Source organism: Streptomyces sp. Z423-1 (genome assembly GCF_013009255.1).
Lineage (GTDB): Bacteria > Actinomycetota > Actinomycetes > Streptomycetales > Streptomycetaceae > Streptomyces > Streptomyces gossypiisoli.
Window position 1 is genome coordinate 5,409,253 of sequence record NZ_CP053109.1, and the last position, 16,558, is coordinate 5,425,810.

The 16,558-nt window shown below is 65.7% G+C and carries 12 protein-coding genes and 1 pseudogene; 7 read left to right on the forward strand and 6 right to left on the reverse strand.

The window, feature by feature from the left end:
• Window positions 1-66 precede the first annotated feature (66 nt).
• The 3 genes from HJD23_RS24295 to HJD23_RS24305 form a co-directional block, all read right to left on the reverse strand.
• Window positions 67-909, reverse strand: a complete 843-nt coding sequence (locus tag HJD23_RS24295) for a hypothetical protein (protein ID WP_171114555.1) — start codon at window positions 907-909, stop codon at window positions 67-69.
• Window positions 906-5,090, reverse strand: coding sequence for an AAA domain-containing protein (locus HJD23_RS24300; protein ID WP_171114554.1), 4,185 nt, complete (start codon window positions 5,088-5,090; stop codon window positions 906-908). Before HJD23_RS24300 ends, HJD23_RS24295 begins: the two co-directional genes overlap by 4 nt.
• A 68-nt stretch (window positions 5,091-5,158) precedes the next feature.
• On the reverse strand, window positions 5,159-5,488 hold the full coding sequence (locus HJD23_RS24305; protein WP_171114553.1) for a hypothetical protein: 330 nt from the start codon (window positions 5,486-5,488) through the stop codon (window positions 5,159-5,161).
• A gap of 339 nt (window positions 5,489-5,827) precedes the next feature.
• On the opposite strand from HJD23_RS24305, the gene HJD23_RS44075 reads away from it, so the two are divergent.
• The 4 genes and pseudogenes from HJD23_RS44075 to HJD23_RS24325 all read left to right on the forward strand — a co-directional run bounded on the left by HJD23_RS44075 (window position 5,828) and on the right by HJD23_RS24325 (window position 9,989).
• A complete protein-coding gene (locus HJD23_RS44075) occupies window positions 5,828-6,025 on the forward strand; it encodes a hypothetical protein (RefSeq protein WP_240980799.1) in 198 nt (65 codons plus the stop codon).
• A 534-nt stretch (window positions 6,026-6,559) separates the two neighbouring features.
• Window positions 6,560-6,901 (forward strand): annotated as a pseudogene (locus HJD23_RS24315) (transposase); the annotation flags it as partial.
• Between the two features lie 87 nt (window positions 6,902-6,988).
• Window positions 6,989-8,260, forward strand: a complete 1,272-nt coding sequence (locus HJD23_RS24320; protein WP_171114552.1) for a PIN domain-containing protein — start codon at window positions 6,989-6,991, stop codon at window positions 8,258-8,260.
• Window positions 8,261-8,675: 415 nt separating this feature from the next.
• Window positions 8,676-9,989 carry an ISL3 family transposase gene (locus tag HJD23_RS24325; RefSeq protein ID WP_171110071.1) on the forward strand — a complete coding sequence of 438 codons (1,314 nt, stop codon included), beginning with the start codon at window positions 8,676-8,678 and terminating at the stop codon, window positions 9,987-9,989.
• Here HJD23_RS24325 and HJD23_RS24330 read toward each other — a convergent pair.
• The 3 genes from HJD23_RS24330 to HJD23_RS24340 all read right to left on the reverse strand — a co-directional run bounded on the left by HJD23_RS24330 (window position 9,986) and on the right by HJD23_RS24340 (window position 15,126).
• Window positions 9,986-12,700: an ATP-dependent RecD-like DNA helicase gene (locus HJD23_RS24330; RefSeq protein WP_171116574.1), complete on the reverse strand. Its 2,715-nt coding sequence runs from the start codon at window positions 12,698-12,700 to the stop codon at window positions 9,986-9,988. The two genes, HJD23_RS24325 and HJD23_RS24330, sit on opposite strands and share 4 nt — an antisense overlap.
• 603 nt (window positions 12,701-13,303) lie before the next feature.
• A complete protein-coding gene (locus HJD23_RS24335) occupies window positions 13,304-13,843 on the reverse strand; it encodes a GNAT family N-acetyltransferase (RefSeq protein WP_171116576.1) in 540 nt (179 codons plus the stop codon).
• Window positions 13,840-15,126 carry an XRE family transcriptional regulator gene (locus tag HJD23_RS24340; RefSeq protein ID WP_171116578.1) on the reverse strand — a complete coding sequence of 429 codons (1,287 nt, stop codon included), beginning with the start codon at window positions 15,124-15,126 and terminating at the stop codon, window positions 13,840-13,842. Before HJD23_RS24340 ends, HJD23_RS24335 begins: the two co-directional genes overlap by 4 nt.
• A 240-nt stretch (window positions 15,127-15,366) precedes the next feature.
• Between HJD23_RS24340 and HJD23_RS24345 the strand changes: the two genes are divergently transcribed.
• The 3 genes from HJD23_RS24345 to HJD23_RS24355 all read left to right on the forward strand — a co-directional run bounded on the left by HJD23_RS24345 (window position 15,367) and on the right by HJD23_RS24355 (window position 16,502).
• Entirely contained in the window at window positions 15,367-15,813 is a 447-nt protein-coding gene (locus tag HJD23_RS24345) for an ATP-binding protein (protein ID WP_171116580.1), read from the forward strand.
• A 214-nt stretch (window positions 15,814-16,027) separates the two neighbouring features.
• On the forward strand, window positions 16,028-16,228 hold the full coding sequence (locus tag HJD23_RS24350) for a hypothetical protein (protein ID WP_206326311.1): 201 nt from the start codon (window positions 16,028-16,030) through the stop codon (window positions 16,226-16,228).
• 94 nt (window positions 16,229-16,322) lie between these two features.
• Window positions 16,323-16,502 carry an FxLD family lanthipeptide gene (locus HJD23_RS24355; protein ID WP_171116581.1) on the forward strand — a complete coding sequence of 60 codons (180 nt, stop codon included), beginning with the start codon at window positions 16,323-16,325 and terminating at the stop codon, window positions 16,500-16,502.
• The last annotated feature ends 56 nt before the right edge of the window (window positions 16,503-16,558 follow it).

Consider the following 16,558-nt stretch of genomic DNA (forward strand, 5'->3'; position numbering starts at 1 on the left):
GATCCGATGTGCCTGGATTGAGCACTGTGGCCCGGCAGCCACGCCGCAGATTTGTTGTGTGTCGGCCTATGTGTCGGCTTCGGGCTGGCTGGCCGCGAGGTCGTTGAGGGCGCCGTTCACGACGTACCAGGACACGGTGAGCGTGTCGCGGTCGGGAGTATGCGCCTCGCGGAACTCACGCCGTGGGTGAACGAAATTGCGGTACTTGCAAACGGCCTGGCTGAAGCGCTCCATGTCGACGTCGATCCAGCCCGCCTGGTGGCAGATGTCGATGAGGGCCTTGAGGCCGATGAAATTAGGGTCCTTGTTACTCAGCAGGGAGACGTCGCGCTCCTCGATCACCGTAAGCAGGACGCCTTCGAGGAGGCTGCCCAGCATGATGATGGCCGCGACATGCGCGCCGTTGGCGTAACACGTACGGGCTTCGTCCAGTCGGCGCTGGAGCAGTGCGGCCATCCGTGGTTCACGGATGATCTCGGCCATCGTGGCCTTGAGCTCGACCGGCGCCTGCTGGCCGGGGTGCGCCATGGCCGGGTCGCAGACAACGATCCTGGGTCGGCCGCCCGGATTCTCCAAGCGGAAACCCTCGTGGACGAGGAAGGTGTTGACTGCGCTGACGACGGTCGGAAGGACATCGGGTTCGTCAAGGTACTCGCGTGGGTCCGCGAGTCTGACCAGTACCTTCTCCAGCTCGGTGGGGCTATCACGACGAGCAGTGAGGAGCTGGAGAGTCCACTCGCCCCGGTACTCGCCGTCGTACTCGGGCACATTGAGCCACCCGGCGTTCTCCAGGAACTGGGCGATCTCGAACCCTCTGCGGTAGTAGAGGTGGTCGTCACCGCAGATGATGCGGGCCAGCTCCTTCAAGGTGTTGCCGTCGAGCGGGCCCAGAACGGCTTCTTGCGTCATGCTGCGTCGTCCTCTGCGGTGTCGTCGTCGATTCGGTCGTCGGTCTGTTCATCCCCGGTGTCCTCGTCGTCGGCGAGCCCGTCGACCGAGGAGAGGTCGAGCGGCTTCCACGCGGCTTGGGAGCCGGCTGCCTGGGCGGCTGGAGCGGAGTGCGCGTAGCTGGCGGGGCGGATCTCCTGGCGGTCGAGTTCCTCCCACAGGCCGTCGAGCGCCGCGTCGGGATCGAAGCGGAATTCGCTCTCCCGTATCCGCCAGAACTCCCAGCCCACGCGCTTCAGTTCGCGGTCCCGCCGCTGGTCGTTCTCGATCTGCTCCCGTGTGGCGTGGTGGAAGGCGTCGCCATCGCACTCCACGGCGAGACGGCCGCGTGCCCCCACGACCACCAAGTCAATGCGCTTGCTGCCGGCCGGGAACTGCGGGATCACGTGGTAGCCCCGCTTCTTGATCTCCAGATACACCTGCTGTTCGAAGAGCGAGTCGAAGGGAGCCCTGCGGATATCCGGTAGCACCGGTCCGATGTCGTCAGCGGCTTCCAGCGCGGCGGGTGGGTTCTCCATGTATGTCAGGAGGTTGAGCCGTAGGTCGTGCGGCTTGAGACGGTCCGGCGGGACCGAGTAGAAGAGCCACATCTGATCCTGGGCCCTGCTGGCGGCGACGTTGTACGCCTGCTGCTCGCTCTTGTTCCCGCCCGCTGCGCGCGGCGGGTTCGTCACGACCATGGACAGCAGGATCACGTGACGCTCGTCGCCCTGGAAGGAGGCCGCGTTGCCGACACGGATCCGGTGACGCTCGCGCACGGTGGCTGGCAGCCGCTCGATGAGGGACTCCAGGAGCTTGATCTGTCCGAAGCCCTGGAGCACGATCACGCCCATGGTCTTGTCTTGGTAGGCGGGGTCCTCGGCCAGACGGGCCAGGCAGTCGACGATCGCCTCTGCCTCCTTGGGGTTGTGGACGCGGCTTTCGCGGCCCGCGACCACGGCGCCCTCGACGAAGTGGGTACGCAGCGGGTCCAGCCGTTCGGCGCCGTACTGACGCAGGGGCAGAAGCTTGTTGTTGTAGAACGTGTTGGAGGACCAGTTGATGATCTCCGGCACACAGCGGAAGTGCTCTTCGAGGCGGATCACCTGTGGGAAGAAGGTGGACAGCAACTGGTACAGATTGGTGTGCGGCGTGTAGAGCTGGCGCAGTCGGCTGGGCATGTCCGGTAGATGGGCGGCCAGCTTGTCCTGGATGGCTTGGTGACGGCCGTTGCGTGTGAGGGCGGGCGCGCACTGTTTGTCGTCACCGACGACGATCACGCGGGGAGCCAGCCACAGGAGGAACAGTGCGTCCATGCCCGCCTGACTGGCCTCGTCCACGATGACGACGTCGAAGGCATCCCGCCTCGCCTGCACCATCTCGGCGACCTGAGGGATGGGCATGACCCACGCGGGCACCGCGTCCTGCGCCACGGACATCGCGTCGCGTGCCGCGGCTCTGAAGAGGCCCGTGTTCTTCCCCTTGCCCTTGCCGAGGGACGCCATGTGGGTCCGGTACGCCTGGAGCGCCGAGCGCTGTTGCTGCGTCATCCGCTCCAGGCAGTGCAACCGGCCCCAGGCCGCGGCGAGTTCACCGGTTACCTGTTCCAACCGGTCTTCGTGCTCGCTCAGGTCGCCTTCGAGCTTGCGCTCCAGACCGGGCGTGCGCTGCCTGTCCAGGAAATGTGAAGCCTTCGCCCACGCCCATGCCCGCTCCAGGGAGCCCAGCCGTTCCTCCCAGTCGGGATCGTCGGCGTTGTCGAGGAGGCGGCCCGCGAGCAGGGAGTGGCCGGCGCGCAGGGTGCCAAGCAGTTCGGCGCACCGACGCGTACGGTGCTCCCGCCGGTGCGCGGTCACCAGTGCCTCCAGGGCCTCGGTATAAGCCTCCACGTCCTGGTCGCGGAGAGCCTGGGCCAGGGCCATGGACTCCGCGGTCAGCTGCGTGCCGCTTACGGGGGTACGAAGGAGTTCGTCCCACGCGGCCAACTGCGCAACGGCCTCGTCGGCGGCCCGTCGCCCACGGAGTGCGGCGACACCGGCGTTGAAGTCCTGCCACGCCTGGCAGGAGGCGATCGTCAGCCGTACCCCGTGACTCACGAGAAGCGCGTCGACACGGTCCCGGGCCGAGCCGAATGCCTGTATGTGCTCAAGGCGCTCGGCGCGTGCGGTCAGTTCGGCCAGCCGCACCTCCACGTCCCCCGGCGGGACGGCGGCGTTCACTTGCTGCCAGCGCGTGGCCGCGCCGGCGAGCGCAGAGTGCGCCCGGAGGTGGGCCAGCACGGCGTCCAGATCCTCAGTCGTCTGCGGTGTACGGCCGTCGACAGTGCAGCAGTCCAGCAACTCCTGGGCGTTCTTCTGCGCTTTGCCCGGGAACCGGGACCGCAGTGTCTTGCCTGTGGCCAGGTGGTTTCGGAGAGCTACACCGGCGTTTGTCAGCTGGCCTGCCTTCTGAGCGGTCAGGTCCTCGGGCATGGTCACCAGGCGCAGACCCAGCGCATCCACGTCCCCCGCAACCTCTCGGATGTCGTCGGTGACGGCTGCCACCCGCTGCCACAGTCCGAGGTCGGATCGGGAGAGCCGGTCCGTCAGCGCCCGGGTGATCCAGGAACCGAGATCCCAGCGTGTGGCGTCGGCAGGCATCCCGAGGTGATGAAGGGCCGTCTCGCAGGTATCGAGCAGCGAAGCCAGTTCGGAGGTCACGGATACGTCGAGATGGGCGAGTACGTTCCGGATCTCGACGGCCTCTGCGGACAGACCCTCATCGCTGAGGCGGCTGGCCGCGAACACGTCCGCGACTTGTCGGGGCGAAGGAAGATCGGCAGGCACGGGAAGCGCGCCGCCAGCCCGCGGTTCACCCGCGCCGTCACGCAGCAGGACGAGCAGTTCGTGGGCCTGCTCGGAGGCCAGCGGCGGGACGTCCTCGGCGGTGTCGGGGAGGCGGCCGATCCATCCGAACTCCTCAGCGCCGGCCTGGACCCGCTCCACGATCTCGGCGAGCGTTCCTGCGTATCCCGGCGCCACGCTCCGATGCCGGTACTCGGCCTCCCGAAGCGAGATCACTTGCTCAGTGAGCGTCTCGATCCGTCCCCGTGCCTCGTCCCGCTCGCCGGTGAGGCGGCGGATCTCAGCCCGTAGTTCGGCGGGGTCACTGGTGGCCACCTGGTCGGTGAGTGCGTTGATGGTGCGCTCCAACTCGCCCTCGCTCTCGCCGCCGTGGCGAGTGGAGCTGAGGAGCAGGACGCACAAGTCCCTTACAGGGTGGGGAAGTTTGTCCCGCAACACGGTGAGGGGCTGGTCACGGGCGCTGGTGACGAGGACCCGTTGGCCCTGTGCGAGCAGTGCCGACACAAGGTTGGCGCTTGTGTGGGTCTTGCCCGTCCCTGGCGGACCCTGGACCACCACACCGGTGTCGTGCTCCAGGCGCCCCAGCACGCTGCGCTGCTGAGCGTTCGTCTTGCCCGGGAAGAGTGGATCGTCACCGAAGAGCGGCGCCCTCTGGGTCCCGTCCCAGGTGGAACGGTCGGTGCTTTCGATGTTCATGGCCATCTGGGCCAGGCCCAGCGGTGCCCGGTTCTCCGAGGCCACCGTCTCGGCGATCTGGTCGTAGAACCGCAGCAGCGAGTTGAGGTTGCGCGGGCGCAGGACCAGGGCCGGTGCGTAGGTAAGACGCGCCCCCAGTTCAGGTGCGCGGGGTGGCTCCCACGCTGCGCTGAAGCCCATGGGCCGAGTGGTCGCCCGCTCCTGCCATTGCGCGAGTTGCTCCAGTGCCTCGGGCCCCAGCGGATCCATCCCGCGAGCCGTGATCTCCTCCGAGAGAGCGGCCCCGCGCTCGCGTACCCAACCATCATCACTGTCCAGGAAGTCCTGGTCTTCGAGACGTAGGGCGCTCTCCGGTGAGAGTTGCACCGTAAGCCGCGCCGTGCGGCGATCCACCGATGTCTCTACCCGATGGGTGAACAGATGGCGGTGCACTACGTCACCGTCCGGGGAGACCCAGGTCAAAAGCCCTATGCCCAGAATGAGTTCCGTCTGGTCGTCCTCCCGGGCCAGCTTCTGGTGCCACGCGTACAGCCGGTCGTAGAGCTCGCGGAGATGTCGTTCCGCGCGCTCCCGCGCCGCCCACCGGCGCCAGCGATCCAGCCATGTTCCGTAGGCCCGTAGCACGTCACCGGCCTCTTCACGGCGCAGGGTGCCTTCCTCGGCCGACTGCTCCCTCTCGTCCGCGACGCGTACTAGCTCGCCCCCGGTCCCTCTTCCGCAAGAGGCGGATCACCCGAATCGGGGTCGAGGCAGAGCGTCGGCTCGACCCAGCCGTCGAGCGAATCGGGCAGGTCCGGCGGCGCACTCTGCGGCACGTGGTCGAGCGTCAGCAGCACGCCGTCAGGGCGCGGTGCCGGCCTGCGGACAGGTTCCGGCAGCCTGGCCAGCCACAGGCGTTCACGGCTGCGGTCGTCGCGCTGTCGTTGGTGGCTGCTGTGGACCATGTCGCGTAGGAAGTTGACCAGCCCCGCTGTCTGCCCGATGACATCGGGATCACTCGCGTGGCGTCGCGGATCGTTCACCGTTCCCCTCTCGGCCGCTGACGAACGTTTCAGGATGAGGGTCGGTTGAGAGGACAACAACGAGCTCGGGGCACAATGACCGGATCCGTTTCACGGATTCGGCGCCATGCACGTCGCTGAATGGGCTGTTCGCGTACGGGCCGAAGGGTCTGGCTGGGTGCGCTTCGCAGTGCTTCCGTCAGGTGCCTCTACGCAGGTGGGAGGCGCTGCGGAGAGTCGTCGGGAGATACCGGCACGTACTTGCATGCGAGGTGCTCCGGGCCTGCGAAACGGAGGGTTTAGTCCACGGCGAATGATGGCCGGTTCCGGTGCAAACTGGACGTCCGGCTTGTGTACTGGGTGGCCCCACGCCACCTGGCCGATGACGACGACGCGCTCGCCGAGCGGGTCGACGAGACCCTCTCCGGCCTTGGCTGGCGCGTGTGGCCGACTTCCCGCTACACCATCCTGTACGTGAGCCCGGACGAGCTGTGCGGCGTCGAGTGGATCCTCGCCGGCTACTCGAGCTCGGCGGACTGCCCGTCGCCCTGCAGCTGAGCGCTCGCTCGTACGCGGCCTCCGTGATGACGGAGTGGAACGCGTACTTCACGGCCGGCGTGCCGCACGAGGCGATCACTGACCACGCTTGATGCCCGCGAGGAGATGCCCTGTGCCAATGTCAAGGAACCCGAGGTGGTGCTGACCGCGCAGGGCTGGATCCGGGACGTGGACCGGCCCCACACCAGAGCCTCGGATCCCGGTTTCTGCTTCAGCGTTTCTCTGAAGATGGTGCCGCCGCTGATCCAGGACGTCGACCCGCGCCCTGACCTGCTCGGCTGGCAGGCTTGGGCGGAGCCGGTCCTTGGCCCCCCGTACATGTGGTGCGCCAGCTTCAGCGCCAGCGTTCCCCATGAGCGGAGGGTCGGCTCACCGTCATCCGCCGCAGATGATTCCCGCACATCCATCTGCTGCTGCGCTACAAGGGCGGGACAGAGCCGGACCTGGTGGAGCCCTGGCGTGCGCCCCTGGCCCTACTCGATGGCCGCCGAGCGGTTCGCCGTGGGCGGTCGGCGGTTCGGCGTTGTCCGGGCCATGGGGACTTGGCCGTGGATCGTGTCGGATGGCCTGTGGGAGCGGATTGAGCCGCTCCTGCCGGAGTGGGAGAGGCGGTTCAGGTACCCGGGTCGCAAGCCGGTCCCGGACCGGCCAGATGCTGTGCGGGATCCTGTTCGTGCTGCACACCGGCGTCCAGTGGGAACACCTTCCCCAGGAGCTCGGCTTCGGGTCCGGCATGGCGTGCTGGCGACGGCCGAGGGACTGGAATGAGGCCGGGGTCTGCAGCAGCTGCATGAGGTACTGCTGGCCGAGCTGAATGCCGCCACCCGCCTCGACTGGTCGAGAGCGGTCGTCGACTCCAGCCACGTCAGAGCGTTGGAACAGGAATGCACCTCCACTCAGTGATCAGAAGTTGAGAGAGTGTGGCTGTACGACTCGGATCCGAGGGAGACGGAGCCACCCGCCTTGATCATTCTGGACGCGAACATCCTCAAGTCGACCTCGCTGCGGAGTCCCGCCGCCGACATGCTCCGCGCGATCCGGGCCGCGAAGGTGGAGCGGGTCGCGGCTCCTTGGATAGCCATGGAGGAAATCGCCGCGCAGCAGGTCCTCAGCTACCAGGCGAAACACGATGCGGCCTTGGAGGCAGTGGATACCTTGCGCAAGGCCACCCCTTGGGCAGACATCGTGCACCCTAAGCGGTTCGACGACGAGCACGTACGCAAGCACTGGCGGGCACGGTACTCGGAGATCGCGGATGTCATCCAGACGCCCGCGTCCGCCTACCAGATGGCGATGTTCCGCGAGACGAACCTCCTCGCCCCGTGCAAGACCGTCAACAACGGCAAGAACAAGACCGGTGCCCGAGATGCCGCGATCTGGCTGACGGCCGTCGAGTACGCCAGGAAGCACCCGAAGGAGACCGTCTACTTCGTTAGCAATAACACGGAAGACTTCGGTGACGGCACGTCCTTCCCCTCACCCATGGACAAGGACCTCCGGGGCCTGGAGAACCGGTTCTTCCTCTTCACCTCGCTCGACGGCGTCCTGAAGAAGTTCGCCACCGAAGTTGACGCAGAGGTCGAGGACGTCCAGGCGCTCCTGGACACCGAGGAGAGCCATACGGCGGTCTTGGAAGCTGCCCGGGGTGCGAGCCGGCGCTTCCGGACGGTCTATGGATCCGTGCTGTACGAGGACGGAATGCGCGGGACCCTGAGCAGCGCTCGGGGGTGGGACCCGCGAGCAGTTGCTCTCGACACTGTGTCGGAGGTCAGCGCCCGCGAGATCGACGGGCATAAATGGTTCACTGCGTCCGTGCGCTGGCTGTTCGCGGAAGACGGGCATCAAGTTCGCCGGTTCGGCAGGGAGTGCGACAGGGTTGCCTACGCTTGGCAGACGCGCGTCCTGCTGAGCCCAACGGCTTCGGACAGCAGCTTGACAATTCTCGACTCGAAGCGTCCTGGCCCGGTCAGTAGGGACGACGTCCCTAACGTTCCGATCATCGTCGAGTCTGAAGAGCTGACAGCACTGTTGGAGGCAGCACTCGCTGGCGACTTCTCAGGCTCGTCCGTGCAGTTTCGGCAGATCTTGAACGCTCTGAGGCACGGCATGACCGACCACAGCACTCGGGAAACGGCGCTGCGTCTCTTGGCCGATAAGGATGACGCCGCAGCCTTCAGGTTGCTGAGGAACGCAGTGCACGATCTTAGCGAGGAGGACACTGACGAAGCGCCGTAGCGGCGATGAGCGGCTGAGGGGGCAGTCGGCCGCCCGCGCTGAGCCCTTACAGCGGCTGACATAATGAGTTCAGTTGAAACCAGCTCGTTGGGTTAGCCGCTGTAAGACCAGTTCGCCAATCGCAATGAGGCACTTCCACCCTACACCTTTCGTGTCGACTGGGAGATGCCCTATGGCGCCACAATTGCAATCGCTGCCAGCGTCTAAGGTAGCTGGCGCGTCTTTTGGCGTTTCGGTCGCTTCTCAACAGGGACCAAACCGGGTCTTCGAAGTTGAGCGGGGTGTGACGGCGGGTGGCCTGCCGCGTCGTCACGGGACGTGATAGTCAGGCGAGTTGGCCCTGAATGCAGGAAGCCCGCGGTCGTGGGTGATCATGACTGTTCTCTACGCAGCTTGATCACCTGGACACACGGGCTTGGACAACAATACGACGTTGCTGCTCGACCTGGACGGCCTGGCCGTTGAGAAGGTCGAGCGGCTCGCGGACGGCACCCGGCGGGTGCACCTGACCACCGCGGACGAGGCCGCGCGGGCCTGCCCCACCTGCGGGGTATTCGCCGTACGCGTCAAGGGTTTCGTGCAGACCCGCCCACGCGATCTGCCCTACGGCAAGCGGAAACTGGAGCTGGTGTGGCGCAAACGCCGCTGGTACTGCACCGAGCCGGGCTGCCCGCGCCGGACCTTCACCGAGCAGGTGAGCCAGGTCCCGGCCGGGGCAAGGATCACCGAGCGGCTGCGCCGCGCGGCCGGGCGGCGGGTGCGTGACGCCGGTTCCACGGTCGTCCAGGCGGCCCGGGACCTGGGCCTGTCCTGGCCCACGGTGATGGATGCCTTCCGCACCGCCGGGCAGGCGGTGACAGCTGCGGCCCTCGAACCGGTCGAGGTCCTCGGGATCGACGAGACCCGCCGCGGCCGCACGCAATGGCGCCAGAACCCGGAAACCAGCAGGTGGGAACCGGCCGCAGACCGCTGGCACACCGGCTTCGTTGACGCTTTCGGCGTCCAGGGCCTGCTCGGGCAGGTGGAGGGCCGCGCACCCTCGGACGTGCTGGCCTGGCTGGCCACCACCCCGTTGGAGTGGCGCCGGCAGATCCGCTACGTCGCGATCGACATGTCCCCCGGCTACCGGGCCGCGATCCGCACCGGCCTGCCGCACGCCACCGTCGTGGTCGACCACTTCCACGTGGTCCAGCTCGCCAACAAGATGCTCAACATCGTCCGGCGCCGGACCACCGCCGCCCTGCGCGGACGGCGCGGACGGGCCTGCGACCCAGAGTGGAAGGCCCGGCGCCGGCTCCTGCGCAACCGCGAGGACCTCACCGATGCCCAGTTCAGCACCATGTGGAACGCACTGATCGACGCCGGGACCATCGGGATGACACTGCTGACCGCCTGGATCGCCAAAGAACGGCTGCGGGACCTGCTCGCCTGCGCCCGCACCGGCGCCGACCACCACCGCATCGGCCACCTGCGGTGGAAGTTCCTTACCTGGTGCGCCGACTCCGAGATCCCCGAAGTCCGCCAACTCGCCACCACGGTGGACCGCTGGTGGACCGAGATCGCCGCATTCATCACCACCGGCCACAGCAACGCCAAGAGTGAAGGCATCAACCGCGTGATCAAGCTCGTCGCCCGGGCCGCCCACGGCTTCCGCAACACCGCCAACCAACGCCTACGCACACGCTGCGTCACCACCCGACGAGCCCGCGGATACCTCCACCCCGCCTAAATTCGAAGACCCACCAAACCGCGGCGAATCTTCATCAGATGCTCGTCCTTCGTGTTCTCGCGCACTGCGAGACGACTCAGGATTCGATGCTGCGTTTCCGGAGTCCAGAATATTTCGAGACGCTCCCGAGCGCGTGTGATCGCGGTGTAGAAAATGCTGTGGGAGATACTCTCCTCGTTGGCATCCGTGATGACAATCTTTACTGACTCGTACTCAACACCCTGTGCTTTGTGGATCGATACGGCGTAAGCGATCTGAAACGGCACCATGGTGGTGACAGAGTCGTCGTCATCGTCGCTGTTGCCGCGCTCGAAGACGTCGAACTGGACAGTCGAGCCTTCCACCCAGCGCAGACCGGTGAAGAGCACATCGTCTTCAGTGACATCCCGTTCGAGATTCACATCGAAAGTGATACGGCCGGGCACGCGATCGATCTTGACGATTTTTCCTTTCAGGTTATTAAAGATGACTGGACTGAACCGATCAGACTCGTTGAAAAGTACTGGATCTCCGACCTTGTATGTGGACTCGCTCCATGTCACAGCTGGATTCGGGTTGCTCGCCTGCAGGAACCGGTTAACGTTGTTGATGCCATACAGGCCGTCATAGTTAAGGCAGAGTACGATCTCGTCGTCGCTTCTATGTTGAAAGAGTGAGTCTCCCAGAACCGTCGAGTAGCCATTCTTGGAGAGCGACTCCTCGATGTTGTCGTCCAGGTTCCGCACCCTACTCCACAGCGTGAGAAGGCTCTGATCGGTCGTCCTGAAGGGCGCTGTGAGTTCGAATACCGACTCGCTCGGGATGTACGACCGGATGATGCTGAACCAGTTGCCAAACTCAATCGACTCGATCTGGTATACGTCGCCAACAAGCACGAGCAGATCGAAGGATGTCTTCTCAAGTACATCAAGCAGACTTGCGTTGCTCACCGTGCTGCACTCGTCGATTACCAAAACGTCGTACGTTGCTCCGAACGGCGTACCGGTGCGCACGTGCTTGCTGATCGTGCTGAATTCGGAGTTCGGCGCCTGTACTCGTCTCTTCAGGTTGTCGACGGCCGGATTAGTATGCGCCAAGAAGAGCTTCCGCGCGCCCTCGAAGTAGTTCGCGATGTGATTCACCATCGTCGATTTTCCCGTACCGGCCGCGCCGTAGACGAGGGCGACATTCGAGTGCTCGAACAACTTGGTCAGAGCTGCAGCCTTCAAAGGGTCATCGATGACGCCCGGGTTCGCGTCAATCCATGCCTGCACGTCGCTGCTGTGTTGGGGGACGCCAGTAGCAGAGATTTCTCGGAGTTTGTTGATGATCGAGACCGTATCGTCCTCGTAACCGACGATGAACACGTGCCCATTTGCTTGAGCCAGTTTCCTTCGCGCGTGTCGTTCTGTGGGGGGGAGCATGCGGTTGTGACGCGCGATCAGCTCGTCGAGGTCACCGAGGTCCTCCAACTCGGCTGCCGGCGTATAGATCACACCGTGCTGCTCGACATTACTCCTGACTCGTCTGGCCAGCAGCTCGTGAGGCCGAGTTGTCGCGTCCAAGCTCTCGGCAAGGTCCCCAAAGCGCGGGTTATGTCCGCGTGGTGATGTGCAGAACGGCATCGTGTCGAAGGGCTTGCAACCCCAAGATACGCGCAACCCGGAGAGTGCGGAACACTGGTCGACATCGAACTGTGCCTTGATGATGCGGTTGTTCATTCGCAGCATGAGGTAGCGCAACAGGCGAGAACCTGGCCGGTTGTTGCGGATGAGGGACCGCGCGCGGTCAAGGACTGGAAAGATAACCTCATCTCGTTGAGTGCCGACTAGTGCCCAGGAGCGGAGTGAGCCGTAAGCAGCGTCGGTCATATCCATGAGATCAAGCAGACTTGATCGTGTTGTTGTGAGGTACCGCATCAGGTTGCGGTACTCGGAATGCGACCTACTGACCTTTCCGTGCGAGGCGCCGAAGAGGCGTGCGAAGTTGTCGAACTCGCACGGTCGAATTGACACCTCCCATGAGCGGATCAGCGTGATGGGCATTTTCTTGCCGAGTACCTCGATCGTGTCGCTCGCCAGCTCCAGACTGGCCGCGTATTTATCGGTGACGTCGATGTCAGTGAACCCAATGATGCGATCGAACTTGCTTGTCCGGTTGTGGGCGAGATGAAACGTTACCTCATAGTAGATACGACCGGCGATGAAGAATGGTCGCGAGCTGTGAATGTAGTACCGCTCGTGGCGTGGACTTGAGGAAAGCCTCATCTTTTCCTGCTCGATGCAGGCGGCAATCTTCTCGTAGTACTCCCGCAACGAGGGGTCGAGGTCGATCGGGAACTGTTCGACGTTGGTCAGGATCGTTATACCGAGCTGATCCTTTGCGAGGTTGCGGGTGCGGAGTAGGTACTCGTAGTACTTCAGCATCAATCGCTCGGAGGGGTCACGATCCAGCGTGTAGTGCGAGACGCTGGCCTGGAGTAGGCCATGGAATCTACTCAGGAGCCTGAACTTGGCGAGCGCCTTAACGGCATCCAGAGCTGGCCCGACCTGGTTGTAGTGAAACTCAGCCGAGCGATCATTAAGGTGCGCCCAGACAGCAAGACCCTCGACAAGATTCCGGAGTTGCCCCAGCACGTTTTGCGAGAGGAAGCCTCGGTCGCCTACTGGGTTGGCAAGGTTCCGGCAGATCACGTCGTCGGCGCTCTTCACTTGCTGTTCTACTGTTGCCATCGCTCCCGCTCTACTTCCCCGAAGGATCGTGCGTCACCTTCGATGGCGAGGCACGCAGTCCTGGCCGCCCCGCCCCGAGCTGAAGTGCACCGGACGGTGCCTCCGCAGGTGTTTCGTCCTGCTACCGAACAGTGGACGCCGCCCCGGTGCACAACATCAGACGACAATAGAACCACTCAAGAGCCCACAAACGCCCCTCTTTTCAAGACTGCCCTGCTTGCCACACCGGCTCCCGACCTGACCTGTACGGTCCCGAGACCAGAGGCGGCTCGTGCCACCCTGGCCGCCCATGTAAGGCCACAAGCGGCTAACAGATGCGGGGGCATGCATGGGGGTTCGCGTGCCAGATCAGAGTGGATGTGTGTGCATCCGCGCCAGCCAGTCCGTGAACACCCTTGGTTGGTGCGTCTGGCGCCTGCTCGAACTCTTCGCGCCGCAACCTGACCCCCGGCCGGAAGTGCCGCCCACGTCCTCATGGCGAGAGTCTGACGTGTATGAGCTCCGGTCCCGGCTCGACGGCCCCAGCGGGGCGTCGCCGCATGCTCCCGGGGCCGCCGCAACCAGGCCGTGTCGCCGGTACCCGCGCGCTGTCGCGGGTACCGGTCAGTGACAGGCGCGGATCATCACGGTGAGGATCGGCGAGGCTGGTGACGGCTGACTCAGCCCGATGTCCTCGTACCCCCACGACTTGTAGAGCGCGTGTACCTTTCCGTCCCCGGCGGCCGGGTTGACCATGAGGGTGACGTACGGCTCGTCGCGTGTGGCGAGGAGGGCGTCATGAATGCGCCGGGCGGTGCCGGTCTTGCGCCAGGCCGGCCGGACGCCGATCTCCTTCAGGGCCACGGCTGGGCGCTCGGTGTACTTCTCCGCCGGCGCGGGACTCGTGCGCTGCCAGTAGCGGTCACCGTGCTCGATGGTGTTGCCGTAGGCGTAGCCGACCGGATGCCCGTCTGCATACGCGAGGACGGCCGTGAATCCTGGCTCGCCGCCGTGCCGGTCCAGGCGCTCGCCGAACGCGGTCACCGCGTAGTTCGGCATGTGGAGCAGCGGGGCGCGCACATCGGCGTACACGTCGAGGAGATCGCCTCGGACGGTGTCGAGGGTGGTGAAGGTGCGCAGTTCGATGGCGGGCGCCGTGGTCATGCGGCCATCCTCCAGGAGGCGGTGTGCTCGGTCCAGGTCTGCACGGTGGAGCTACCCGGCGCGGTGGCGCGCAGCGCAGCCCCGAATTCCTGCAGCATGCGCGTTACCCGGGCGTGCTGGGTAGCGGCGTCGGCGGGGACCTTCATCGCGGTGGCCGTGGCGGCGTCGGCGGCACCCTGCGCGAGTTGGGCGTGTGCGAGCCGGGTCGTGGTGATGGCCCGGGAACGGGCCATGTGGGGTCGCAGGGCGGACAGGCAGCGGTGGGCGTGGAACTCGGCGGTCGGGAAGTCGCCGAGCGCCAAGTAGGCGGACAGGGCCAAGGAGTCCAACTCTGCCTGATCGTAGAACGCGAGCATCCACACCGGCCGGTACTCGTCCGGGTCGGCGCGCAGCATGGCGTCCTGTGCCTGATCGAACGCACGGCGGGTGCTGGTACGGTCCTGCGCCGTACCGTGAATCGCCGCCTGCCGGGCCATACCGAGGGACGCGAACAGCGGGTCACGGCGCGTGATGTGCAGATTGCGGGCCACGTCGTTGGCGGCGAGCGCGTCGGCGGGCCGGCCCATGTGCCGGTACATCGCCCCCGCGTGGCTCCAGATGCGGAACTTGATCGCCTGATCGCCAGACATCTCGGCGAGGGCTTGGGCCTCACGCATGTGCGCCTTGGCGACGTCGTAGCGACGGCCGTCGATCGCGGCCCACATCGCCGAGGAGCGGAATGCCGCCGCGGAGGCATAGAGGCTGCTGCGTACGCGTTGGGTGGCGCTGCCGGCGTTCTGGAGGTTCAGCGCCTCGTCGGCGAGCGCGGCAGCATGCTGCTCGATGCCGAGTTGTCCGCCGTGGCGGTGGTCGCTGGCGATGATCTCGGCGAAGCGCGTGTTCAGGCGGTTGACGTCGCTCATGCCGATGCGTCGCGGGGATGCGGTGCCGGGCGCGGCTGCTGCTACGGCGGCAGCCGCTGCAATGCCGCCGACGAGGGTACGACGCTTCATGTCGGGGTCCTCCTGCTGCGGTGGGGCTGGGCTGGACGGAGTCCGGCCCCGTGGCACGAACCCTAGAGCGACGGCGGGCAGGCCACTGAGGTCCTCGAGCGCTTTGCGGGTAGCCGATTTGGGCCACGTGACCCGGCCTGCTTTCCAGGCCCGGACCGATGAGCCGTCGAGGCCGCCAGGCCGCCCGGTCAGCCGCTCTAAGGCGCTGTTCACAGCGTCGGCAAGGCTGTTGGAGCTGTAGCCGTGTTCGGCCATCCACGCCTCAAGAACCCTGTTGCGCGGGGTGTCCATGCACGCACGGTAGCTCTCACGCCCCTTCCACCACCAGGTAAAGGGAAGGTCAAATCACCCTAGGTCTTTCTTCCGGGTGGATGGCTGATCGCCCTAACCACCTGGCTGCAAAGGCGAGTTGTCTGGTTGCTGGTCGCTCGCTACTCCCTCCGGTGCGGGCGGCTGTTGACGGCCCGGCCCGCCTCTGGCGCCTTCTCAGGGGTGAGCCGGGCACCGAGACAACGCGAAGGCTCAACCCCAATGACGAGTCTCATTACGCCATTTCATGCCGCGCCCATCGGCCATCCCGCCTACAGCCAGACCTTCCCGTGCGAGCCGGCCACGGCCGAGATCGGCCGCCAGCTCGTCCGTGACGCCTTCGGCGTATGGCGCCTCGACAACCTCGCCGATGTCGCCGCGCTGATCATGTCGGAGCTGATTGCGAACGCCGTCAGGCACACCTCGTGCCACTCGATCCGGCTGATCGTTGGGCGGCCGAGCGCGATACGGGTGCGTGTCGGGGTGGTGGACCGGGCACCCTTGCGCCTGCCGGTTCTCGGTCAGGCTGGTGACGACGACGAGTCAGGCCGTGGCCTGCTCCTGATTGACGGCATCGCCGACCGCTGGGGCTATGACCTGCACGGCCCGGACAAGCGCCCATGGGGCAAAGAGGTCTGGGCCGAACTCCTCATAGGGGGCGACGAGTGAGTACCCCGGCCACGGTGACCCCGCCCATCCCGGACGTCGCGGGCCTCCGGCCACGCCAGCAGATGGCCATGGAGTGTGCCCGCTGCGCCCGGTACTTGGGTGCGAGCGGCGAGGTCTTGGTCGATGTGCGTCATCGGGGCCTGCTGTTCCGGCTCTGGGTCTGTGGGCCCGCCTGCCGGTCGCCCACCCCCAGGCCGCAGAGCGGAGCCTAGGCATGAGCTCGCGTGTGGACGAGCACTGGGTCACCGGTGACTGCTGGCTCGGGTGCGAGCGCACCGGCATGCCCGTGATCTGGCTCGGCCCGCTGCAGAGGGACGGGCAACACGCCCCGGTCTACTCCTGCAAGCGGTGTCTCGACCGGCTCAAGGCTCAGGCTCTCGCCTACTTCATGCAACGGCGGCCAGTTGCCGTCTGACCAGACTCCCGCTGCCGGTCGTGCGGTGCTGTGCCGTACGACCGGCAGCGGGCACCACCGCACAACAACATCCCATCCACTCATAGGAGTTGGCATGACACGCAGCACCGTAGTACCGAGCAGCACTCAGGTGAGCCAGCAGACCCCGGGGACGTCGGACGGCTTCGACCTGAATGTGTCCCTCGTCGAGGTGGCCGACCCGGCGGGCCTGGTCAACCTGACCGACGACAACTGCGGAACCACCTGCGGCGCCTGCACCACCAACGTCGCCTGATCTGAGGCTCCACGTCTCTACGGGCTGGTGCTGTCGCGCCCCATGGCGTGGCGGCA